Annotated in this window: 21 protein-coding genes and 2 tRNA genes; 8 read left to right on the top strand and 15 right to left on the bottom strand. The window is 72.2% G+C overall.

Annotated features, from left to right (window positions below; translation table 11 throughout):
- Positions 1 to 86 precede the first annotated feature (86 nt).
- Entirely contained in the window at positions 87 to 1,403 is a 1,317-nt protein-coding gene (locus tag J2847_RS01095; protein WP_209776381.1) for a pentapeptide repeat-containing protein, read from the top strand.
- 59 nt (positions 1,404 to 1,462) lie between these two features.
- On the opposite strand, the gene J2847_RS01090 is transcribed toward J2847_RS01095, so the two are convergent.
- Positions 1,463 to 2,026 (bottom strand): MarR family winged helix-turn-helix transcriptional regulator, encoded by a 564-nt coding sequence (locus J2847_RS01090; protein ID WP_085556262.1) that lies wholly within the window; start codon positions 2,024 to 2,026, stop codon positions 1,463 to 1,465.
- A 514-nt stretch (positions 2,027 to 2,540) separates the two neighbouring features.
- Here J2847_RS01090 and aguB point away from each other — a divergent pair.
- Positions 2,541 to 3,440 (top strand): N-carbamoylputrescine amidase, encoded by a 900-nt coding sequence (gene aguB / locus J2847_RS01085; protein ID WP_209776380.1) that lies wholly within the window; start codon positions 2,541 to 2,543, stop codon positions 3,438 to 3,440.
- 49 nt (positions 3,441 to 3,489) lie between these two features.
- Here aguB and J2847_RS01080 read toward each other — a convergent pair whose 3' ends face one another.
- Both J2847_RS01080 and J2847_RS01075 read right to left on the bottom strand, forming a co-directional pair.
- Positions 3,490 to 4,119, bottom strand: coding sequence for a putative metalloprotease CJM1_0395 family protein (locus J2847_RS01080; RefSeq protein WP_209776378.1), 630 nt, complete (start codon positions 4,117 to 4,119; stop codon positions 3,490 to 3,492).
- Between the two features lie 116 nt (positions 4,120 to 4,235).
- Positions 4,236 to 5,267 (bottom strand): histone deacetylase family protein, encoded by a 1,032-nt coding sequence (locus J2847_RS01075; RefSeq protein WP_209776376.1) that lies wholly within the window; start codon positions 5,265 to 5,267, stop codon positions 4,236 to 4,238.
- Between the two features lie 197 nt (positions 5,268 to 5,464).
- On the opposite strand from J2847_RS01075, the gene J2847_RS01070 reads away from it, so the two are divergent.
- From J2847_RS01070 to J2847_RS01060, 3 genes are all read left to right on the top strand, one after another.
- The gene (locus J2847_RS01070; protein ID WP_233474206.1) at positions 5,465 to 8,476 is read left to right on the top strand and encodes an SLBB domain-containing protein; all 3,012 of its coding nucleotides are present in this window, start codon (positions 5,465 to 5,467) and stop codon (positions 8,474 to 8,476) included.
- Positions 8,473 to 9,288 carry a glycosyltransferase family protein gene (locus J2847_RS01065; RefSeq protein ID WP_209776374.1) on the top strand — a complete coding sequence of 272 codons (816 nt, stop codon included), beginning with the start codon at positions 8,473 to 8,475 and terminating at the stop codon, positions 9,286 to 9,288. Before J2847_RS01070 ends, J2847_RS01065 begins: the two co-directional genes overlap by 4 nt.
- Positions 9,289 to 9,413: 125 nt before the next feature.
- The gene (locus J2847_RS01060) at positions 9,414 to 9,881 is read left to right on the top strand and encodes a helix-turn-helix domain-containing protein (RefSeq protein WP_209776373.1); all 468 of its coding nucleotides are present in this window, start codon (positions 9,414 to 9,416) and stop codon (positions 9,879 to 9,881) included.
- Between the two features lie 22 nt (positions 9,882 to 9,903).
- On the opposite strand, the gene J2847_RS01055 is transcribed toward J2847_RS01060, so the two are convergent.
- From J2847_RS01055 to J2847_RS01040, 4 genes are read right to left on the bottom strand one after another with little or no spacing between them, the layout of a single operon-like run.
- Positions 9,904 to 10,737 (bottom strand): glycosyltransferase family 2 protein, encoded by an 834-nt coding sequence (locus tag J2847_RS01055; RefSeq protein WP_209776371.1) that lies wholly within the window; start codon positions 10,735 to 10,737, stop codon positions 9,904 to 9,906.
- On the bottom strand, positions 10,734 to 11,678 hold the full coding sequence (locus tag J2847_RS01050) for a hypothetical protein (protein WP_233474205.1): 945 nt from the start codon (positions 11,676 to 11,678) through the stop codon (positions 10,734 to 10,736). Before J2847_RS01050 ends, J2847_RS01055 begins: the two co-directional genes overlap by 4 nt.
- Positions 11,679 to 11,700: 22 nt before the next feature.
- Positions 11,701 to 12,924 carry a glycosyltransferase family 4 protein gene (locus J2847_RS01045; protein WP_209776368.1) on the bottom strand — a complete coding sequence of 408 codons (1,224 nt, stop codon included), beginning with the start codon at positions 12,922 to 12,924 and terminating at the stop codon, positions 11,701 to 11,703.
- A gap of 55 nt (positions 12,925 to 12,979) precedes the next feature.
- Complete coding sequence (locus J2847_RS01040) at positions 12,980 to 14,224, bottom strand: hypothetical protein (protein ID WP_325169291.1); 1,245 nt, start codon at positions 14,222 to 14,224, stop codon at positions 12,980 to 12,982.
- A 152-nt stretch (positions 14,225 to 14,376) separates the two neighbouring features.
- Between J2847_RS01040 and J2847_RS01035 the strand changes: the two genes are divergently transcribed.
- On the top strand, positions 14,377 to 15,537 hold the full coding sequence (locus J2847_RS01035; protein ID WP_209776367.1) for a succinylglutamate desuccinylase/aspartoacylase family protein: 1,161 nt from the start codon (positions 14,377 to 14,379) through the stop codon (positions 15,535 to 15,537).
- 25 nt (positions 15,538 to 15,562) lie between these two features.
- Here the strand turns inward: J2847_RS01035 and J2847_RS01030 are convergent, their stop codons facing one another.
- The gene (locus J2847_RS01030) at positions 15,563 to 16,036 is read right to left on the bottom strand and encodes a hypothetical protein (RefSeq protein WP_209776365.1); all 474 of its coding nucleotides are present in this window, start codon (positions 16,034 to 16,036) and stop codon (positions 15,563 to 15,565) included.
- 320 nt (positions 16,037 to 16,356) lie between these two features.
- Here J2847_RS01030 and hutG point away from each other — a divergent pair, with 320 nt between their 5' ends.
- Positions 16,357 to 17,181 carry an N-formylglutamate deformylase gene (gene hutG, locus J2847_RS01025; RefSeq protein ID WP_209776363.1) on the top strand — a complete coding sequence of 275 codons (825 nt, stop codon included), beginning with the start codon at positions 16,357 to 16,359 and terminating at the stop codon, positions 17,179 to 17,181.
- 36 nt (positions 17,182 to 17,217) lie between these two features.
- Here the strand turns inward: hutG and J2847_RS01020 are convergent, their stop codons facing one another.
- From J2847_RS01020 to J2847_RS01005, 4 genes are all read right to left on the bottom strand, one after another.
- Positions 17,218 to 17,553, bottom strand: coding sequence for a hypothetical protein (locus tag J2847_RS01020; protein WP_209776362.1), 336 nt, complete (start codon positions 17,551 to 17,553; stop codon positions 17,218 to 17,220).
- A 206-nt stretch (positions 17,554 to 17,759) separates the two neighbouring features.
- Positions 17,760 to 17,836: transfer RNA gene (locus J2847_RS01015), tRNA-Arg, on the bottom strand.
- 39 nt (positions 17,837 to 17,875) lie between these two features.
- Positions 17,876 to 18,172: an ETC complex I subunit gene (locus tag J2847_RS01010; RefSeq protein ID WP_085556248.1), complete on the bottom strand. Its 297-nt coding sequence runs from the start codon at positions 18,170 to 18,172 to the stop codon at positions 17,876 to 17,878.
- Positions 18,173 to 18,242: 70 nt separating this feature from the next.
- Positions 18,243 to 18,319: transfer RNA gene (locus J2847_RS01005), tRNA-Pro, on the bottom strand.
- A 120-nt stretch (positions 18,320 to 18,439) separates the two neighbouring features.
- Here J2847_RS01005 and J2847_RS01000 point away from each other — a divergent pair.
- A complete protein-coding gene (locus J2847_RS01000) occupies positions 18,440 to 18,847 on the top strand; it encodes a hypothetical protein (RefSeq protein ID WP_209776360.1) in 408 nt (135 codons plus the stop codon).
- On the opposite strand, the gene J2847_RS00995 is transcribed toward J2847_RS01000, so the two are convergent.
- The 3 genes from J2847_RS00995 to J2847_RS00985 form a co-directional block, all read right to left on the bottom strand.
- Positions 18,816 to 20,048, bottom strand: a complete 1,233-nt coding sequence (locus J2847_RS00995) for an ABC transporter permease (RefSeq protein WP_209776359.1) — start codon at positions 20,046 to 20,048, stop codon at positions 18,816 to 18,818. The two genes, J2847_RS01000 and J2847_RS00995, sit on opposite strands and share 32 nt — an antisense overlap.
- Positions 20,045 to 20,707: an ABC transporter ATP-binding protein gene (locus J2847_RS00990; protein ID WP_325169290.1), complete on the bottom strand. Its 663-nt coding sequence runs from the start codon at positions 20,705 to 20,707 to the stop codon at positions 20,045 to 20,047. The genes J2847_RS00995 and J2847_RS00990 overlap by 4 nt, the downstream gene beginning before the upstream one ends.
- A 133-nt stretch (positions 20,708 to 20,840) precedes the next feature.
- A complete protein-coding gene (locus J2847_RS00985) occupies positions 20,841 to 22,484 on the bottom strand; it encodes an efflux RND transporter periplasmic adaptor subunit (RefSeq protein ID WP_209776355.1) in 1,644 nt (547 codons plus the stop codon).
- Between the last annotated feature and the right edge of the window lie 18 nt (positions 22,485 to 22,502).

Here is a 22,502-nt window from a genome sequence, read left to right as displayed (position 1 = left end):
ACTGGTCTATCGATGGAACACAGCATGCCTTCGCCCCGCGGCCCCCGGTTTCGCGGGCCGGACGCCACAGACACCGGACCCGGTCGATGACGCCTCACGAGTTGGTCGCCGTGCTGGAGAAGCACGAGCGCTGGCTGAAGAACAAGTCGGGCGGCGCGCGCGCCAACCTGACCATGGCGAACATGGAAGGGGCCAACCTGTCCGGCGTGGATCTGACGCAGGGCAAGCTGTCGGGCGCCAACCTGTCCCATTGCGACCTGACCAACGCCAACCTCAGCAACGCCGACCTGTTCGCCGCCCATCTGACCAAGGCCGACCTGTCGGGCTGCAACCTGTACCGCGCCGACCTGCGCGGCGCCCGGATGCGCGGCGCCAAGATGAAGCGCGCCATCCTGAAGGAGGCCGACCTGCGCGGCGGCGCCCTGCTCTATGGCGGCGGTTCGCCGAACGGCGGCGGCAAGGGACTCGATTTCGTGCGCTCCGACCTCTCGGGCAGCGATTTCGACGACGCCTCGCTGAGCAACGCCAACCTGTCGGGCGCCGACCTGACCGACGTGTCGATGAACGGCGCCGACTGCGAGGGCGCGCTGCTGACCGGCGCCACGCTGATGCGCGCCAGCATGAAGAGCTGCAACCTCGCCCGCGCCGACCTGCGCGGCAGCAACCTGTCGGGCGTGAACCTCCAGGGCGCCGTCCTGCGCGACGCCAACCTGACCGGCGCCCTGCTGGCCGGGGCGAACCTGCGCAACGCCGACCTCCAGGGCGCCAAGCTGGAGGGGGCCGACCTCACCGGGGCCGACACGACCGGCGCCAACCTCGCCCGCTCGGCGGAGAATTTCTCGGTGCAGATCCAGCAGGCGCTGCACAACCACTACACCTGGATCAACACCAACGGCAGCATGGGCGCGCGCGCCGACCTCGCCGGGGCCGACATGAGCCACATCGATCTGTCGGGCGTGAACCTGTCGGGCGCCAACCTGAAGCGCGCCAACCTCAACGGCGCCAAGATGCGCGAGTCGCTGCTGATCATGTGCGACATCTCGGAGGCCGACCTGTCCGGCGCCGACTTCACCGGGGCGATCCTCGACGGCGCCAACCTGCGCGGCGCCAACCTGGAGGGCGCGCGGCTGGACGGGGCCGGCATCGGCTGGGTCGACATCAAGGGGCCGGACGGACGGCCGACCGGACGGCTGTGGGCCGCGAACCTGACCGGCAGCCGGCTGACCGGAGCGTCCTGCGTGCGCACCAACCTGCGTGGCGCCACCCTGGCGGACTGCGACTTCTCCAACGCCAACCTGACCGGCGCCATCCTGAGCGACGCCAACATTCGCGACGCCCGCTTCACCGGCGCCAACCTGGCCGGCGCCAGCCTGCCGCCGCCACCCGATCCGGACGACGACTGAGCACGGCGGCCGGCCCCTTTCCGTCCGGTCCGGGCCGTCTCACGCCGTCTCACGCCGTCTCACGCCTCCAGGGCGTCGTCCCGGCCGATCCCCTCACGCGCAACTCCCTCCCGGTCGTCGCCCTCACGGCTGCCGAGCGTCGCGGCGTTCAGATTGGCGCCGACCCGGCGCAGCACGTCGATGGCGTGGGCGACCTCCTCCGGCGCGATGCCGGCCACGGCCAGGGCCGCGATGTCCGACGCGCTGGGCATCATCGCGTCGCGCAGCGCCCGCCCCTTCTCGGTCAGGAAGATGTTCATCTTGCGCCGGTCGTGGGCGTTGCGCACCCGCTGCACCAGCCCCTGGGCCACCATCACGTTGACGGCGGTGACCGTCGTCGGCTCCATCATGCCGACGCGATGGCTCAGCTCGCGCTGGGTCAGCCCGTCCTCGTCCCACAGGGCGCGCAGGAAGAACCACTGCCCCATGCTGACGCCCGACCGGGTGATGCGCGCCTGCAACGCGCGGGCGAAGGCACGGTTCACGTCGCGCACCACGAAGGACAGGACGCCGTCGGACGCCTGCACCGCGTCCTCAGCCTCGTTGACCGTCACCGGCTCCCACCCCTTGAAACACGCCACCATCCCGACAATCTCTCTGCCCGTCGTTCGCGCGCATCGCGTCGCTCCGCCCGTCCTTCAGACGTCCGGGGACACCACGTTCCCCATCGCCACCAGTAAATGAGTGGACAATGCGGATCCTGCCAATCATAGCCTGCCGCCGTCAAAGCGCCAATCAAATACGCGAGCCTTCCGCGCCGGCATGCAATGATATGCCTGGACAGCGCGACGGATTCGCACGCAAACGAAACAATTCCATCGCCGGGAATCCTTCTCCCAATTGAGCCGAACCAAATATTTTCTGACGCACAGGACAGGAAGCCTCATATCCGAGTATGAGTCCCTGGATTGAATTGCCAGCATCACGCTTTTTACTTCGCGCCGGAGCGGCAGAAGAAGCGTCAAATATGAAGAATTTGCTAATACGCACGCCACCGGCCTGGAACGCTTGCGCCGGACGCCGCTCCGGGCACACACAGCGTCCGCCGGGCTTCCGCAACCGCCCCCACCGACGACCCGACAGGAACCAGGATCCGCCATGAACACCACGCCCCCGTCCCGCACCGTCACCGTCGCGGCCACGCAGCTGGCCTGCGGCTGGGACCGCGCCGCCAACATCGCCGGAGTCGAGTCCCTGATCCGCGAGGCGGCGGGACGCGGCGCCCAGATCATCCTGCCGCAGGAACTCTTCGAGACCCCCTATTTCTGCAAGGACCAGAAGCAGAGCCTGTTCGAACTGGCCGCCCCCGCCGAGGGCCACCCGGTCATCGCGCGGATGAGCGCGCTGGCGGCCGAGCTGTCGGTGGTGATTCCCGTCAGCTTCTTCGAGAAGGCGCGCAACGCGTATTACAACTCGGTCGCCATGGTCGACGCCGACGGGGCGGTGCTGGGCGTCTACCGCAAGTCGCACATTCCCGACGGCCCCGGCTATCAGGAGAAATTCTATTTCAGCCCCGGCGACACCGGGATTCCGGTGTTCAGGACCCGCTACGCCACGGTCGGCTGCGCCATCTGCTGGGACCAGTGGTTTCCGGAAACCGCCCGCATCATGGCACTGAAGGGGGCGGAGATCCTGCTCTACCCCACCGCCATCGGGTCGGAGCCGCAGGATTCCGGCATCGACAGCCAGGGCCACTGGACCCGCGTGATGCAGGGCCACGCCGGCGCCAACCTGATGCCGCTGGTCGCCTCCAACCGGATCGGCCGCGAGGAGGGGGAAAGCTGCGGCATCACCTTCTACGGATCGTCCTTCATCGCCGGCCCGCAGGGGGAGATCGTCGCCCAGGCCGACCGCGAGAGCCGCGGCGTGCTGACCGCGACCTTCGACCTCGACCGCATCGCCGCGCAGCGGGCCTCCTGGGGCGTCTTCCGCGACCGCCGGCCGGAGCTGTACGGCGCCCTGCTGACGCTCGACGGCGAGACGACGCCGCGCCGCTGACGATCCGCCAGACGGTGATCCGCCGGGTCGCCGGTCGGGCTGGGCGGGCTCACACCACCAGTCCGGCGGCTTGGCGGGACGAGGCCCCCAGCGCCTGCACCGCCCCGTAGGCGGCCGTCCCGCGCGCGGCCAGCGCGGGGGACGCTCCGGATGCGGCCATGCCGTTCCCGCCCGCTTCGCCGCCCGCGCTCCGCAGCTCCGACTGCGCCTTCAGCTTCTGCGCGTCGGCCTGGGCGGCGACCCGCAGATCCTGCGGCGACGGATCGCTGGGAGCCAGCGCCGCCGCCTTGACCTGCTCCATCTTGGCAACGGTCGCCGACGGCTCGGCTTCGGCGCTGATGTCGATCGGCACCTCGCCGGCGACGGCGTAGCTCTTGCCGTCCGGCCCGCGCGCGTGGGTGAAGGACGCCGCCCCGGCATGCCCGCCCCCCGCCGCCTGATGCGCCGCCTCGTGCTGGCGGACATTGGCGTCGGTCTGCTTGAGCTTCTGGACCTGCTGCTGGGCTTCGGCCGACAGAGTGACGACCGACGCGGCGGCCTGGGAGCCGCGCGGAGCCGTGCCCTCCGCCCCGCCGTCGTCGGACGCGGTTCTCCCGCCGCCGTCGCGGCCCGGCGTGGCCGCGAACGGCGCGCGGTACGTCCCGATGGACGATCCTATGGACGAGACGTCGCCAGCCACGGCCCGCGCCCTTCATCCGCCTCCGCGAACACAGGGAAAATCTAGGCCACTTCGCCGCGGCCGGCAACGGCGGCGCCGGCAGGATTCTCGCCGGACCGTCCGCCGCCGCAGCGCCGTCAGGCGTTCTCGAAGCCGGTCAGCACGTTGGCAACGTTGACGCCCAGGTCGGCCACCGCGTAACCGCCCTCCATCACGAACAGGGTCGGCAGCCCGATTCCCGCCAGCGCCGCGCCCATCCGCAGGAAATCCTCCGACAGCAGGCGGAATCGCGAAATCGGGTCGCCGCCGTAGGTGTCCGCCCCCAGCGAGACGACCAGCGCGTCGGGCGCGAAGGCGCGGATGCGCGCGGCCGCGACCGCCAGAGCCTCGGCGTAGGCCGCCCAATCGGTGCCCCAGGGCAGCGGCAGGTTCAGGTTGAACCCCTCGCCGGCCCCCGCCCCGGTCTCGTCGGCGTGGCCGCTGAAATAGGGGAACTCGTCGGCGGGATCGGCGTGCAGCGAGACGAACAGGACGTCGCCGCGCTCCCACAGGATTTCCTGCGTGCCGTTGCCGTGGTGGTAGTCGACGTCGAGCACCGCGACCCGCGCCGCGCCGTTGTCGCGCAGCGACTGCGCGGCGATGGCCGCGTTGTTGAGGAAGCAGTAGCCGCCGTAGAAGGCCCGGCCGGCGTGATGCCCCGGCGGCCGGCACAGCGCGAAGGCGCTGCGGTCACCGGCGCGCAGCCGGTCGGCTCCGGTCAGCGCGCTGTCGGCCGCCGCGGTCGCCGCGCGCCAGGTGCCGGCGGTGATCGGCGTCCCGGCGTCGAAGGAGTAGTAGCCGAGCCGCCCGTCGATCGAACGCGGCACCACCCGGCGGTGCATCCCCGGCGCCACCCAGTTCAGCGGCAGCGCGTCCCAGTCGCCATGCTCCGCCACCCATTCGGTCCAGGCGGTCTGGAGGAAGCCCAGATAGCCGGCGTCGTGCACCCGCTCCAGCGGGGCCGGCCCATGCGCCTCGGGCGCCAGGATCGGGCCGATGCCGACCGCTTCCAGCCGGCTGCGCACGATGTCGGCCCGCTCCGGCTTCTCGTAGCAGGGGACGAGCTGCCCGTCGTTGAGTTCGGACCGGCCGGACTGGAGCCGATGCTCCTCGCTGTAGATGACGATCACGCCGCGCTCTTCCTCGCAGGGGACATGGGGGGCTCCATGATAACGGCGGGCGCCGCCGGCCGACCCATGACCTTTTGCATAGCGCACCCCGATAGAATCGTTGCCTTTCGATCAAATGCACGCAATAGTCTTCATGCGTGGCGTCCGCGCCGTGCTAGGTGGTGGATTCTTCCGTACGGCTCCCAATGATTTCCGTCATGCGCAGGATGTTCGCCCTTTTGGTGCTGGGACTGACGCTGGCGCCGTGGGTCTGCGCCGTGGGAACCGCCGGCCCGTTGCGGGAGCCGGTGTCGGCGGCGACCGGAGCGGCCCTGGTCGAAAACGCCTCCGCCCTCGAAGCCGCCTTCTCCGCCCGCGCCGGCGAGCCGTTGCGCCAGTTCGGCTACGATCTGTTCGCGCAGGCGGCGGACAGCCGGCCCCTGCCGGGCGCCGTCCAGGGCGATTACGTGCTGAACACCGGCGACGAGTTGCTGGTCACCCTGCGCGGCCAGAAATCCTTCAGCAAGCGCTTCGCCATCGACAGCGGCGGCCTGCTGCTGGTCGACGAGATCCGGCCGGTGACCGCCGCCGGCCTGACCCTGGCGGCGCTGCGCGCGGAGCTGTCGGCCGCCGTCACCGCCGCCCTGCCCAACACCGACACCTTCGTCTCGCTGGCCGACGTGCGGCGGATCGGGATCGTCGTCACCGGTTCGGTCGGCCGCCCCGGCCGGCAGGAGGTCAGCGCCTTCGCCACCGTGCTCGACGCCCTGTCCACGGCCGGCGGCGTCACCCGCGCCGGGTCGCTGCGCCGCATCCGCCTGATCCGCGCCGGCGACGCGGAGGGCGGGCGGACCATCGATCTCTACGACCTGCATCTGACCGGCGGCGAGTCGGCCGGCGGCGCCGGGCAGCGGCTGCGCGACGGCGATCGGCTGTTCGTGCCGCCGCTCGGCCCCACCGCCGCCGTCGCCGGCCCGGTCAAGCGCCCCGGCATCTACGAGCTGGCTCCCGGACAGCCGCGCCTGTCGGCCACCGAGCTGCGGGAGCTGGCCGGCGGCGTGCTGCGCCCCGGTCCGCAGCGGGTCCTGCGGTTCGGCATCGCCCCCTCCGGCGAGGAGGCGGCCGAGGAGGTCGGCGATCCCCAGGCCCCCCTGTTCGGCGACGGCGACCTGCTGCTGCTGACCCCGCAGCGCGAGGACCGCCGCAACGAGGTGCGGCTGGAGGGACACGTCCACCGCCCCGGCCCGCGCGCCCTGGCGCGGTCGGGCCGCCTGTCCGCCCTGGTCGCCCGGTCCGACCTGCGCCCCGATCCCTACCTGCCCTTCGCCGCCCTCGCCACCACCGACCCGGCGACCCGCGCGCGGGTCCTGCGCGCGGTCGATCTCGCCGCGGTGCTGAAGGGCCGCGACGACCGTCGCCTCGCCGAAGGCGACACGCTCTATGTGCTGGGTGCCGGGGACGTCGATTTCCTGACATCGGAGCCGGTGCTCGACCTCCTGCGGGGCGACCGCGCCCTGCCGTCCGACGCCTGCCAGGGGCTGGTGGTGCTGGGCCGGGCGCTGGCCGCCTCCCCCGACGGGCCGCTCGCCACCGGCCGGCAGGCCCGCGCCGCCGCCGGGCTGACCGGTTCGCGCGGGCCCTGCCCGCCGCTGTTCGAGGCGGTGCCCGACCTGCTGGCCTTCGCGCTGGAGCGTTCGGTCCTGCTGCTCGGCGGCGTCCCGCGCCCCGGCTTCTACCCGCGCGCCGGCCGCGCGGCCGCCGGGGGTGCCTCGGCGCTGGCCCGCGCCGCCGGCGACGAGCCGGAGGGGCTGGAGTGGGTCGATCCGGCGGAGGATGGCGAGGCGGACGGGCGCGGCGCCATCCTGGAATCGACGGTTCCCCACTATGAGCTGGTCGGCCATGTCCGCCGTCCCGGCACCCGGCCGCTGACCGGCCGGACGACCCTGCGCACGGCGCTGGGCGGCGGCGAGGCGATGAAGCGCGGCGTCTATCCGCTGCTCGGCGTGATCGAGCGCTTCGACCGCCGGACGCTGACCCGCTCCCTGATTCCCTTCTCCCCCCAGGAGGTCGGCGCCCGCCGGGCCGACCGGGCGCTGGCCGACGGCGACCGCATCCATCTGTTCCCGGCCGCCCGCCTGCACAGCCCGCCCCGCTCCGCCCAGGAGGCGGGCACCGCCCCAAGCGTCCCGAAGCGGGACGATCCCCCGGATTCCGAGCCGCTCGATCCCGCCATCGCCGCCCTGATCGCCGAGCGCACCGTGCAGGTGCGCGGCGCCGTGCGGCAGCCCGGCGGTTATCCGGTCGCCGACCAGACGCCGCTTTCCGCGCTGATCGCCGTGGCCGGCGGCCTGTCGAGCGACGCCGATCCGACCTCGGTGGAGCTGACCGCCGCCAGCGGGGCGCGGACCGCCATCGATCTCGGCCGGACCGGGAACTCCGTCCAGTCCGCCGGACCGGGCGACGCCATCCGGGTCAACCCGCGCGCCCAGGCGCTGGAGGCGCGCGCCGTCACCATCCAGGGCGCCGTGCGGCGGCCCGGCAGCTACGACGTCGGGCGCGGCGAGACGCTGTCGTCGCTGATCGCGCGGGCCGGCGGCCTGACCGAGGACGCCTATCCGGCCGGCGCCGTCTTCACCCGCGAAAGCGAGCGCCGCCGGGAGAAGGAACAGTTCACCCAGCAGGCCCGCGAGCTGGAGCGCGCCCTGACCCTGGAGATCGAAAAGGGCGATCCGGTCAAGGCGGAGAATGTGGCGCTCGCCCGCCAGCTCGCCGCGCAGTTGCGCGGGGCGGAGCCGCTCGGCCGCATCGTGGTCGAGGCCGACCCCGCCGTGCTGCGCGCCCGGCCGGAGCTGGACCCGCTGCTCGAATCCGACGACCGCATCCACATCCCCAAACGGCCGCTGTCGGTCGCGGTGGCCGGCGAGGTCATGCACCCGACCGCCGCCCAGTTCGTCAGCGGCAAGAGCGCCGAGGCGTATCTGGAGGAGGCCGGCGGCCCGACCCGCAACGCCGATCCGGGCCGCAGCTTCCTGATCCTGCCGGACGGCCGGGCCCAGCCGTTGGCGCTGTCGTCGTGGAACCATCGGGTCAGCACCGTCCCGCCCGGCGCCATCCTGGTGGTGCCGCGCGACCCGAAGCCCTTCGACTCCCTGGAGTTCACCAAATCCGTCGGCGGCATCCTCGGCCAGCTGGCGATCACCGCCGCCTCCATCGCCGTGATCTCGCGATGACGCCGCCCGCTGGCTCCTTCGCCGTCCTGACCGTGGCGCGCGACGATCTCGCCGGCCTGACGGCGACCCGCGACAGCCTGCGCGCCCAATCCTGGCAAGGCTTCGCCTGGATCGTCGCCGACGGCGGGTCGGCCGACGGCACGGCCGACTGGCTGCGCGCCCATGCCGGAGAGATGGCGTGGTGGCGCTCGGCGCCCGACAGCGGCCCTCACGGCGGTCCCTACGGCGGCATGAACCGGGCGCTCGACGCCGCGCGGGCGCTGGGCTGCCGCCACGCCCTGTTCCTCAACGCCGGCGACCGCCTCGCCGGGGCGGACACGGCGGCGCTCCTGCGCGACGCCATCGGCCGGCACGGGGACGCCGCCCTGCTCTACGGCGATGCGCTGGAAAGGCTGGGGGACGGCTGTATCCTGTCGAAGCCCGCGCGCTCCCATCGCCGGGCGGCGCTCGGCATGTTCACCCATCACCAAGCCATGATCTACCGACTCGACACCCCCGGCAGTCCGCGCTTCGACGAACGTTTCGCCATCGCCGCCGACTACGCCTTCACCCTGGCGGCGCTGGAGCGCGGGGCGGCGGTCCGCCTGTCCGTTCCGGTCTGCGTCTTCGCGCCGGGCGGGCTGTCGCAGCGCAACGCGGCGCAGGGACGGCGGGAACAATCCCTCATCCGGCGCGACATGTTGGGGCATGGCCGCGCTCACGAATCGCTGCTGCGCGGCGCCCAATGGGCGATCATGACCCTGCGCAGGCTTTTCCCAAAGGCCTATGCGACATGGCGTTTCCGACAGCCAGCAACTTTATTTCTTTCATAGAGCGCCAACCATTTTCATCGAATCAAACGGTTGATGCGCACAAAAGGTTGCATAGAATTTACTTCCTGAACTAAGCATTCCTCCGCGGCGCCTTCCCTGAGACTTCACCCTTCGAGGTACCACCTATGAGCGCGACCAAGACGAAGCTTGCCCCTGCCCACACCCTGTCGCGCCGCGGCGAAGGCCCCAATCCGATCGACATCCATGTCGGCGCCCGCCTGCGCCTGCGCCGGACCCTGCTGGGACTGAGCCAGGAAAAGCTGGGGGAGGCCGTCGGCATCACCTTCCAGCAGCTTCAGAAGTACGAGCGCGGGTCGAACCGCATCAGCGCCAGCCGGCTCTACAACCTGTCCCAGGTGCTCGGCGTGCCGGTCAGCTACTTCTTCGACGACATGCCTTCGCCGGAGAGCGCCATCCCCGAAGCCTTCGCGGCGTTGCCGTCGGAAACCGACGAGTTCGAATCGATGGCCCGCCGCGAGACGCTGGAACTGGTCCGCGCCTATTACCGGATCGAGGATCCGGGCGTGCGCAAGCGGACCTTCGACCTGCTGAAGGCGCTGGGCGGCGACAAGATCGCGCTGATCGAGGAGTGACCGACCTTCCGGCGTGCAACCGTCACGGCGTCTCCCGGCCGGCGGCCGCGCGTGTCTTGACGGCGACCTGCCAGTAGTAGAAGGCGCGGGCCAGCGCATGGTCGAACCCGGCCCGCCCGTCGAGCAGGCCGAGCCTTGCGACGTAGGCGTGCAGAAAGACCAGAAGGGGGCGGCACGGCACCCTGTGGAGGAGCCGCTTCATCAGGCGCCGCCGTCCGGCCTCGTTGTCGATCAGCCGCTCCATCCGCCCGTCCGCCCGCAACGCCGCCTCCCAGTCGGAGTAGCGGTTGTGCCGGTCGAACCAAGCCGAAAGCGGCTTTTCGTCGGCATGGTCCATCGGGTGGCGCAACCGCCCGGTCGGGCCGGCGACGACGGGTTGGTAATGCCCCTCGACCTCCCACATGGCGGCAACGTCGAGATCGGAAACCTCCGGAAAGCGCGCCCGGCGGCGGTCGAGCAGAGCCAGCTTGCGGTTCCAGCAGCCGAAGCGCAACGGCCGCCCGTGCAGCACCGGGCGCCCGTCGATCCAATAGCCGGCGCGGTCCGGCCCTTCCGCCATCAGCACCGCGATCTCCCCGACCAGGGCCGGGGTGGGGCGCTCGTCGGCATCGACGAACAGGACCCAATCGCCGGCGAAGGGCAGATGATCGAGGCACCATTGCTTCTTCTTCGGATAGCGCCCGTCCCAGAGGAAGGGCACCACCTTCGCCCCCCGGGCGGCGGCGATGGCCGGGGTGCCGTCCGTGCTGCCGCTGTCGACGACGAAACGTTCGGCGAAGCGGTCGAGACGGGGCAGGCACAGCGGCAGGTTGGCCGCCTCGTTCCGGGTCATCACCACGACGGACACCGGGATCATGCCGCCTCCCGCCACGCCGCGCGAACCGACAGGGCGAACGCCGCGGCCAGAAGCCCGACCAGCCCGGCCAGCGGCACCACCGCCGCCGGATTCGGCCAGTCGGGCAGGGCCGGAACGGTCGGCGCCTGCACCGGGTCGGCGGCGAAGGGCAGATCGACCTCGATCATCATCGCCACCCGCTCCTGATCGGCCAGCAGGTCGCTGAGGGCGCGGCGGTGCTCGGTCACCGTCACTCCGGCCAGACGCGCCTTCACATGGGCGATCTGGGCGGCGCTGCGCCGGGCCGCCTCGGCCCGCAGATGCGCGTCGGTCGCCGCCGCGACACGGCCCAGCAGCTCCAGCCCGGCGGCGCGGTCGCGATGGCGCAGGGCGATCCGCCGCATCGGCCCGCTGCGCACCATGTCGATCACCAGACGGTCGCGCAGGGCCCGCGCCACCCGTTCGGCGTCGGGCTCCACCCAATCCTCCCGCCCGGCGAGCGCCAGCAGCAGGCGCTTGAGTCCCGGCAACAGGCCGGGCGGCGACCGCCATCGCCCCTCCGCCGCGTCCCAGCGTTCGGGAAAGAGGAGACGCAGTAGGGAGGCATCCGTCGCCAGCCGCTCCGCAACCGGGCCGGTGCCGAACAGTTCGAGATAGCGGGCGTAGTCGGACAGCGCCTCGTCCCCCGGTCCCGGCTCGGCGGCGCCCAGGGCGATCTCACGGCCGGCCATCACCGGAACGCGGGCGCCCATCGCCGCCGACCCGACCCGCGCGGTCGGCCCGACGATCATCACCACCGTGTGCTCGGGCGGCACGACCCACAGGCCGGCCAGCGCCAGGAGAATCCCGCTCAACGCGCCGGCGGCCAGGACCCGCCAGCCCGCCAGGGCGGTGAGCAGCAGCGTGCGGAAATCCGCCCCCGACGCCGCCCGCGACCTCAGCGTCACCCCAGCGCCGGGCATGGTTCCCTCGGGCACGGCGCCATCAGGCATAGGGAAGCCGCTGCCACGCCGGCGCCCCCATCCTGCCCCTCCGGCGCTCCAGCAGCGCCTCGGCCAAGGCGGAAAAGCGCAGGGCGGCATGGTCGGCGGTCCAGGAGGCCGCGACGGCCGCCGCCTTCGCCCCCTCCGCCGCGCAGCGGGCGGGATCGGCGGCGTAGGCCCGGATCGCCTCCGCCAGACCGGCCCCGTCACCGGCGGCGAGAACCCCGCCGCACCCGTCGAGCCGCCGGGCGGCCTCGCTTCCCTCCGGTCCCAGGAACAGGCAAGGCCGCCCGGCCGCCATCGCGCTGGCGAGCTTGCTCGGCACCATCAGCCCCTCCGCCGGCCCGGCCATGACCGCCAGATGCAGGTCGGCGGCGGACAGGCTCTCCGCGAGACGGTCGGCCGGCTGCCAGGGCAGGACGGCGACGTTGGCGAGCCCCCGGCTCCGCACCGCCTCGGTGAAGGCGGCGTGCCCGCGTCCCTCGCCGACCACCAGGAAGCGCACCGACGGATCGTCGCGCAGCAGCGCCGCCGCCTTCAGCACCCCGCCCATCGGATGCGCGAGGCCGAGATTGCCCGAATAGGCGACCACGAAGCGCCCCTCCAGCCCCAGACCGGCGCGGACGCGGTTCGGCTCCTTCGCGAGCGGCCGCACCAGCGGATCCGGCCAGTTGGGCAGCACGGTCACCCGCTCCCCGGCGACGCCGGCCCCGGCGAGGCGCCGGGCCATGCAGCGCCCGATCGCCACCACGGCGTCGTGCCGCCGCAGTGCCGTCGCCATCACGCCATCGAGCAGGGCGAACAGCGGCGGCGGAAGCCGCACCCCGACCTGCGGCAGGAGGGCCGGATAGACGTCCTGGCTCCAATGAATGGCGGCGGCGCGGTGCCGGGCGGCGAGCAGCGGGCCGAGGCAGGCCGACAGCGGCGGGTCGGTCATGGTGACCACCACATCGTGGCGGGGCAGCCGCAAGGCACGCCACGCCAGCCGGCGCAGGGCGCCGAGGTAGGAGAGCGCATCCGGCCCGCTCCCCTCCGGCACCCCGCGGCCGGCGCGATGGAGCGTCACGCCGGGCGGCGTTTCCACGTCCGCCCCGGCCGCCCCGTCCGCGACCACGGTGACGCGCCAGCCCAGAGCCGCCAGCCGTCCGGCCAGATCGGCGAGGCAGCGGCCGGTCGCGCCGCGGTCCGGCGGGAACACGCGGTTGACGAGCAGGATCGAGGGCATCGCTTTTCCCACGGCACACCATCGCATGCGTTGCACGCGGAAGTATGCACAACCCTCACGATTTCACCAACCTTTTCCTGCGCTCCAGCCCGAGCACCATGAGCGTCAGAAGAAGCCCCGTGTCGAGATACTTGAAGCTCGTGTGCAACCCAAGGGCCATCAACAGCGGCGGCAGCAGCGACCAGCCCAGCGGCGGATTTTGGCGCAGCAGCCGCAGCGCCAGGGGCGCCAGCCCGCCGAGATAGGCGGCGAGCGCCAGGGCTCCCAGCACCCCTCCCTTGACCAGGACATAGGTCGCCAGCGTGTGGGTGTAGGCCACCCGCCAACCGCCGACCGCCGGATTCGCCAGCTTGGCGCCCCAGCCGTCGCCGAACAGCAGCGACCAGGGCGACCGCGCGACATGCTCCAGCACGGCCCCCGCTTCCTCCCAGCGGGTGTTGGCGCCGGTCAGGCGGGTCTTTTCCGCCACCTGCTCCCAGGCGCCGGACAGGGGATCGCCGAAAGCCAGAAGGGCGCACAACCCGGCGGCCGCCACCGGAAGCAGCGTCCGGGGCGCCCGCCGCCCCCACCACAGCGCCAGGACCAGACCCGACAGCGCCGCCAGCCCCAAAGCGGTGCGATGCACGGCACCGGCCAGCGCCGCCAGACACAAAGCTCCCGCGACGGCGCAGGCCACGGCCGCCGACCAGCGCCCGGCCGTCCCGCCCCGTCCCGTCACGCCACCGGCGACAAGGCCCAAGGCCAGGGCCGGCAAGGCGACCGCGGCGAACAGCACCACCGGGGCGTTCAGGAAATAGGCCCCGCCATCCGGCATCGCCCGCACCCCGACGGCGCCGAATCCCCATTGCGCCTGCTTCCACCAGCGCAGGGCCAGCAGCAGCCCGGCCAGGATCAGCCCGCCGCCCAGCAGAACAACCGCCCGGCCGCCGGCCCCGCGCAGCACCGGAACCAGCAGAACCGGCAGGAAGAGGTAGAGCAGCGGAACCATGTCCCGCAGCATGTCGGCGGTCTCCCAACCCAGCGCCGCGCCGCGCAGCAAGGGCACCCACAGCAGCCAGCCGAGCGCCGGCACCGCAAGCGCCTCCCAGGACGGAAGGGAGGGGCCGCGCAGGGCGTGGCCGGTGACGACGAACAGGGGCCGCCGCCAGCCGACCGCGATCAGCAGCAGCGCGCCGATGGCGGCCTCCGCCGCGCGCACCGACGGCGGAGCTGGCGCGCTGAAGGCGCCGTACAGCGCCAGCGCCCCGGCGAGCGCCAGCGCCGCGACGCCGCCCCGCACCCTGTCCGCCCCGTCCCGCACGGCACCCCTGCCCTCCGACGCACGCTGACCTCGACGCCTCCGCTTGTGGCACAATCACGGCCCCGGCGTCTCGCCGGACCGTCGCACCGGCGTCCCGCCGGATCATCACCCCGGCGTCCCGCCGGGCCAGGCATCGAAGAGGAATCCGCATCGTGAGCCGTCCCGCATCGCCGCATCGCGTGGAGGAACTGCCGTTGCCGACCGACCGGCTGGGCACGCGCCGGTCGCTGACCGTGCACCGGTTCGGAACGCCGGGCGCGCGGCCGAAGGTCTATGTGCAGGCGGCGCTGCACGCCGACGAGACGCCCGGCCTGCTGGTGGCGCACCATCTGATCCGCCGCCTGCGCGGGCTGGACATCCCCGGCGAGATCATCGTCGTGCCGATGGCCAACCCGACCGGCATCGCCCAGATCGTCGAGGGTGTCCATATCGGCCGCTATGCACTGGACGGGGCCGGCAACTTCAACCGCGACTTCCCCGACCTGATCGACGGCGCCGCCGAACGGCTGAAGGGCCGCATCGGCGCCGACGGGAAGGCCAACGTGGCGGCCGTGCGCGAGGCGCTGCGCGCCACGCTCGACGCCCTTCCGCCGCCCAAAGGCGAGGTGCCGGCACTGCGCCGCGCCCTGCTCGGCATGGCCTTCGACGCCGACATCGTGCTCGACCTGCATTGCGACCTTGAGGCGGTGCCGCACCTCTACGCCGGCGACGCGCTGTGGCCGGATCTGGCCGACCTGACCGCGCTGCTCGGCGTCAAGGCGGTGCTGCTCTCCGCCGATTCCGGCGGCAAGCCGTTCGACGAGGCCTGCTCGGTGCCCTGGTGGACGCTCGCCGAACGCTTCGCGGCCGACGGCCCGATCCCGCCGGCCTGCGTCGCCACCACGGTCGAGCTGCGCGGCAAGGCCGACGTCGACGACGACCGGGCGGCGGCCGACGCCGAGGCGCTGATCGGCATGCTGATCCGCCGTGGCGCCGTCACCGGTTCCGTGCCGGGTCCTTTGCCGGATCTGCCGCCGCTGCTGTGCGAGGCGACCCCGCTGTCCGGGCTGGCGCGGGTCGTTGCCCCCGTCTCGGGGGTGATCGCCTTCCACCGCGCGGTCGGCGACCGGGTCGAGGCCGGCGACCCCATCGCCGACATCGTCGATCCCACCGCCGCCGATCCCGACAACGCCCGCACCACGCTGGTCGCGCCGGGGGGCGGCATCGTCATGGCCCGCAACAATCTGCGCTTCGCCAGCCGCGGCGAGCTGGTGGCCTCCATCGCCGGGCCGGCGCCGCTGGCGACCGGCGAGCACGGCCTGCTGTTCGATTGATCGCGGGAGCTGGGGCCGGACCGGCTCAGGCCCAGCGCGGCTCGGCCCGGTCCAGCCGGTAGAACAGCCCCTCCTGCGGGCTCAGGCGCAAAGTGCCGGTCAGCAGGAGAGGCTCCCGCGTCTCGGCCAGCGCGGACCGGCTGTGGACATACAGCATGCTGGAGGGGCTGGGACTCTCGCAGGCCGGGCAGTTCAGCGGGTTGGCCGACAGGATGAAGCGGTTGTGCGCCGCCCCGCCGGCCAGCGGCACCATGAAGCCGCGCACGGCAACCGGGCGTCCGTCGAGCGCCGAGACGCGGATGGGAAATTGCGGGTCGCCCGCCGGCCCGCCCAGACGGACCTGGGCCAGATCGCGCCACAGCGCGGTGCTTTCATCCAGCGGCAGATGGAACGGCCCCGCGGCGTGGGCCGGCGCATCGGCGGCACCGGCGGCCCAGATCGCCCAACCGGCGACGGGAGCCAAGGCGAGCGGCACGAGCACCTGACGGCGTGTGGTCATCACGGTTTTCTCCCCTGCTGCGCCCGCCGCCCGCCGGATCCTTGAACCATTATCCGGACGGACAACGCGGCTCTCCGGCCGGCGCTGATTGGCGACGAGTGTCCGGCAAGGCCGGGCGGCGGTCAATGCGCAAAGCGACGCGCCGCCACCCTATCATGAAGGGATTGATCGGAAAGGAGTTTCCAAATCGGCCTGCAAAACTTGCGCAAAACCGCAATCTGTTTGACGTGGCGGCATCGGGCATACCATAGTCCTCACCTGATGCTGCGCCGCACCCATTTCCACCCGTGGCGCACTCCGTTCCGGTCACGAGACGAGCCATGGAAACCTTCCGCTTCCAGCCTGGCGAAACCCCGGTCCTGCTCAGCATTCCGCATGTCGGAACGATGATCCCGCCGGACATCGCGTCGGGCATGACCGAGGTTGGGCTGGCCCAGCCGGACGTCGATCGCCATCTCGACCGGCTCTACCATTTCGCCCCGGCGCTCGGAATCGGCTTCCTGACGCCGCTGTTTTCGCGTTATGTGATCGATCTGAACCGCGATCCATCCGGGAAACCGCTCCATCCCGGCGCCAGCGACACCGAAATCTGTCCGCTGACCAGCTTCGACCGGGCTCCCCTCTACCAGCCCGGACAGGAGCCTGACGCCGCCGAGATCGAACGGCGACTCGGCACCTACTGGCGCCCCTACCACGCGCAGCTCCAGGCCGAACTGCGCGCCCTGAAGGAGCGCTTCGGGGTGGCCGTGCTGTTCGACGCCCATTCGGTACGCCGGCAGGTTCCCCGCTTCTTCGAGGGCACGCTGCCCGATTTCAGCCTGGGCACCGCCGAGGGGCAGAGCACCGCCCAGCCGCTGGTCGGCCGGCTGATGAACGTGCTGACCGCGTCGGAGCGCTATTCGGCGGTCCTGAACGGCCGTTTCAAGGGCGGCTACATCACCCGCACCTACGGCTGCCCGGACGAGAACATCCACGCCATCCAGCTCGAACTGACGCAGTCCACCTACATGGACGAGGACGCCCCCTACCCGTTCCGGCCCGATCTGGCCGGGCAGGTGCGCCCGTCGCTGGAACGGTTGATGAGCGTCATCGTGGAATGGGCGTGGGAAAAGGCGTCGGGCCGGCGGCGGGCCGCCTATCTGTGAACGCCTGATCGGGCGGCGGGAACCGGCAGGCACCCATTACCATTGCCTCGCCATGACGGCCAGGGCAGGCCCGCTCAGCATGGTCATGGCGACCAGAGCCATTCCCTGGAAGGGCCGCCGTCTGATCGCGCTCATGATCGAGGCGGCAATCAAGCCCAGCAGCCACAGGACGAGCACCCACATGGGCATTGCCCATGCCGCCGGGACCAGAGGGGCAAGCAGAGCCCGTCCGACATAGGTGGCGGCCGCGAACACCAGCAGCAGCAGGCCGCCGGATCGGACGAACCAGTGATGGTGCACTCCGTACCCGAACGGATCACCGACCGATCGGTCGAACCGCCATCCAGGCCGGCGCGGATCAGGATTGCCCATCGTTCACACGTCCCCCACGACCGCGCCAAGCTGTCGAATCTTCATCCCCGGCCGCTTCCTGACAAGCCCGTCGCCCGCGCCATTGTGTCGCGGGCTTTCGCGTGCCGGAAACGCACCCTGGTTGCGGGCGGGTCCACCGCAACATGCCGGCATCAAAAAGCCCCACCGAAGCGGGGCTGAAGAGTTGATTTCGTCGGCATCTCAAGTGGCGACCCCAGCTGGATTCGAACCAGCGACCTATCGCTTAGAAGGCGATTGCTCTATCCAACTGAGCTATGGGGCCTTGTCCGGAGGCGCAAAAGCCGGAATCAGGAAACCGGAATCAGAAGCGCGGGCGGTCGGTGCGGAAATTGTCGGCGTAATTGCGCGGACGCACACGGCGGATCGGCGCGTCGGCAACGGAATAGCTCCAGCCCTTGCGCTCGGCGAAGGCGATCGCCTCCTCTTTGCTGTCGAAGCTCAGGCGCACCTGGTTCAGCGTGTCGCCCGAGCTGACCCAGCCCATCAACGGTTCCGGACGGCGCGGCGTCTCGATCTCGTAATCGAGCTGCCAACGCTGGGTCTTGGCCCGGCCGGACTGCATGGCCGTCTTGGTCGGCTGATAGATCCGGACGTTCATGCTGGCCTCGTCTCCCTCGATTCCTGGCTGGCCGCGCCGGTCGCGCGGCGGCGATGGTCCCGTTCGGCGATGGTCGGGGAGCCCGGATTCGAACCGGAGACCTCCAGTACCCAAAACTGGCGCGCTACCAGACTGCGCTACACCCCGTCGCCGCGTTGTGAGATACACGAACGCCGCGCGAACGGCAAGGAGTCGGCTGACGCATCCGTGTCGGATTCTTGACCGCGCGGGGCGCAGGCCCCCTCCCCTTTCTCGCAAGACGCATCCGTGCCCGACACTCCCGCCACCCCGCCCCGCGTCGCCGTCTTCGTGCCGGACCTGAGCGATGCGCCGGACCGCCGCGCCGCCGTCGCCATCGCCCACGCGCTGCACCGCGACGGCCATCCGGTCGATCTCGTGGCCCCGATGGGCGGCGGCGCTCTGCGGGCGACGCTCGATCCGGCCATCGGCCAGATCGACCTCGCGAAGCGTCACGCCGCGACGTCGCCGCTCGCCCTGGCCCGCTGTCTGGCGGAGCGGCGTCCCGCCGTGCTGGCCGTGCCGGCCTCCGTCGCCTGGATCGCCCGGCTGGCGGTCCGGCTGGCGCGCAGCCGCACGCCGGTGGTGACGGTGGGTGGGACGGACGTGGAGGCCGCCCTCGCGGCTATTCGTGCCGCAACGCCTCGATCGGGTTGAGCCGTGAGGCGCGGCGCGCCGGGTAGAGGCCGAAGAACACCCCGACCAGCCCGCTGACCGCCACCGCCAGCACCACGGAATCGAGCCGGATCAGCGTCGGCCAGCCGGCCAGCCCGGCCACCACCATGGCGGTCCCGACCCCGGCCAGCACGCCGACAGCCGCCCCGATCAGCGACAGCGTCGTCGATTCGATGAGGAACTGCATCAGGATGTCGCGCCGCCGCGCGCCGATCGCCAGCCGCAGCCCGATTTCGCGCGTCCGCTCGGTCACCGAGACCAGCATGATGTTCATGATGCCGATGCCGCCAACCAGCAGCGACACCGCCGCCACCGCGGCCAGCAGGAAGGACAGCGCGCGGGAGGAGGCGTCGCGCGTCGCCGCGACCTCCGACAGGTTGCGCATCCAGAAATCGTCGTCCTGCCCCTCGATCAGCCGGTGGCGCTGGCGCAGCAGGTCGCGGATCTGCGCCTGGGCCTCCTCCTGGTCGGTGCCGTCGGCGAGCTTCACCACCATGGTGTGGACGAAGCGCGGGTTGGACTTCGCCATGCCGGGGATGTTGCGCTTGGCGGTGGAGAGCGGCACGAGGATCACGTCGTCCTGGTCCTGCCCCTGCGTGTTCTGCCCCTTCTCGCCCAGCACGCCGACGACGGTCAGCGGGGTGGAGAAAACGCGGACCTGCTCCCCCACCGGGTCGCCGCCGCCGAACAGGTTGCGCACCACGGTCTGGCCCAGCACCACCACCTTGTTGGCCTGGGCGACGTCCTCGTCGGACAGGCCGCGCCCCTGGACGACGCTCCAGTCGCGCGCGTCCATGTAATCGGGGGTGACGCCGAACAGGACGCTGCCCCAGTTCTGGTTGCCGGCGACGACCTGAAGGCCCCAGCGCACCGAGGGCGCCGTCACCGTCACGCCGGGGATCTCGGCCAGCACGGCGATGCCGTCGTCCTCGGTCAGCGAGGAGGCGGTGCCGGCGCCCAGCTTAACGCCGGAGCGCACGACGCTGCCCTGGCCGACCATCACCAGGTTGGTGCCGAGGCTGGCGATCTGCCGCAGCACCTGATCGCGCGCTCCGGCCCCGACGGCGACCATGGCGATCACCGCCGCCACGCCGATGACGATGCCGAGCATGGTCAGGGCGCTGCGCAGCGGGCTGGCCCGCAGCGAATCCAGCGCCGAGCGCACGGCGTCCAGCGCGTTCACGGCACGGCCTCCCGGAGGCCGGGCGCCTCTTCCGGAACCTGATGGCGGTCGTCGACCAGACGCCCGTCGCGGAAGCTCAGGACCCGACCGGCGAAGCGCGCCACGTCCGGCTCGTGGGTGACCAGCACGATGGTCAGGCCGGCGCGGTTCAGACGCTGGAACAGCGCCAAGATCTCCAGGCTGGTGGCGCTGTCGAGCGCCCCGGTCGGCTCGTCGGCCAGCAGCAGGACCGGGTCGTTGACCAGAGCGCGGGCGATGGCGACGCGCTGCTGCTGCCCGCCGGAAAGCTGCGTCGGCCGGTGGTGCGCCCGGCTGTCCAGCCCGACCGCGGCCAGCGCCTTCAGCGCCGTGGCGGCCCGCGCGGCGCGGGGGATGCCGGCATAGACCATCGGCAGCTCGACGTTGGCCTGGGCGGTCTGGCGTGGCAGCAGGTTGAAGGATTGGAAGACGAAGCCGATCCGGCGGTTCCGCACGGCGGCCAGCGCGTCCGACGACAGGCGGCCGACCTCCTGCCCGTCGAGGCGATAATGGCCGGCGTCGGGGCGGTCCAGGCAGCCCAGCAGGTTCATGAAGGTCGATTTGCCGGAGCCGGACGGCCCCATCACGGCGACGAATTCGCCGCGCCGGACCTCCACCGACACGTTGTCCAGCGCTTGCACCCGGTGCGGCCCCATTTGGTAGGAACGGGTCAGGTTCTCGACAGAGATAAGGACGGGAGTCGCCGCCTCGCCCCCATGGCCAACCTCCCTCTCCCCCCGGGGAGAAGGGGAAACTGGCGGTGCCGTTGGCGGATCAGAAGCCAAGGCGCGGCCCCCGGCGGCCGTCGCGGTCGGGCGGCGCGATGCCGGTGATGACGTCCTGCCCCGGCCGCAGGTCGCCGGCCACCACCTCGGTGAAGCTGCCGTCGCCGATGCCGAGCCGCACCGGCACCCCGACCGGCGCTCCGTTGGACGGGCCCGGTACCCAGACGGTGCGCGTGACCTCGGCCGAGCGGCGCGGCTCGACCAGAGCGTCGAAACGCTCGCGCTGCACCGGGTCGAGCAACGCGGCGATGCGCTCCAGCGCGCCGCCGCGGATGGCGGCGGCCTCGACCCGGCGGCGTTCGGGATCGCCCCCCTCGGCGTCCAGCGCGGCGAAGCGGTCGCGCGCCTCGGCCACCAGGGCGGCGATGTCGCGGCGCCTGCCCTCGTCCAGCCTCAGCCCGTCGGCAACGCGCCGGGCGGCGGCCTCCAGCGCCTGGGCGCCGCGACCGCCGTCGGGACCGCCGACCGTGGGCACCGCCGCGGCGGTTCCCGCCGGGGAAAGCTCTGCCCCCAGCGGTCGGAAGCGCAGGGCGGCGTTGGGAATCTTCAGCGCGGCCGGCCGCTCGTCCACGGTGATGCGCAGGTTGGCGGTCATGCCGGGCAGCAGCCGCATCTCCGGATTCCCGACGGTGATGACGACGATGTAGGTGACGACGGTCTGGTCCTCCCTGGGGGCCAGCCGCACCTGCGCCACCGTGCCGGTGAAGTGGTCGCCGGGGAAGGCGTTGACGGTGAAGCGCACCGGCATGCCCTCGCGCACGCGGCCGATGTCGGCCTCGTCGATGTTGGCCAGCACCTCCATCTGGCGCAGATCCTGGGCGATGGTGAAGAGGGTCGGCGCCGACAGGCTGGCGGCGACGGTCTGGCCGGTGCTGACCGCCCGGTTCACCACCACCCCGTCGATCGGCGAGCGGATGACCGAGCGGTTGGCGTCGACCCGCACCAGTTGCAGCGCCGCCTCGCGCTGGGCGACCTGGGCGCGGGCGACCTCGACCTGGGCGGCGGCGACCTCCGCCGAAGCGGCGGCCGAGGCGACCCCGGCCTCCGCCTGCCGGAACTGCGCCTGCACGGCGACGGTCTGGGCGCGGGCGCTGCGGGCGGCGGTCTCGGTCTTTTCCAGGTCGGCGAGGGCGACGACGCCACGGCCGCGCAGATCCTGCCGGCGGGCGAGGTCGCGGTCGGCGTCGCGCTGCGCCAGATCGGCCCGCACCATCTGGGCCTGGGCGTTGGCGACGTTCGCCCTGGCGTTGGCGACGTCGGCCCGCGCCTTGTCGAGCAGCGCCTGCTGCTGGACGAGCGAGGCGCGGGCCGACTCCACGTCGGCGCTCGCCTGCGCCAGCCGGGCCGCGAGCTGGTCGCCGTTCAGGCGGGCGAGCACCTGATCCTTGGAGACGCGGCTGTTGAAGTCGGCGAACAGCTCGGCGATCTGGCCGGACAGCTGGGAGCTGACCTCGACCGTCACCAGCGCGCTCATGGTGCCGGTGGCGGTGATGGCGCTGACCAGCGGTCCCTGCTCGACCCGGCCCAGCCGGTAGGCCGGCCCCGGTTCCGCCCGCGCCAGCATGACGTAGGCCGACAGCCCCGCCGCCACGGCCAGGGCGCCGCCCAGAAAGATCGCCGTCCGCCCGCTCATCCGCCGCTCCCCACACCC

The sequence above is a fragment of the Azospirillum agricola genome (assembly GCF_017876095.1).
GTDB lineage: Bacteria > Pseudomonadota > Alphaproteobacteria > Azospirillales > Azospirillaceae > Azospirillum > Azospirillum agricola.
Note: the sequence above shows the minus strand (reverse complement) of the source record. Positions and strands in the feature narration are given on the sequence as shown.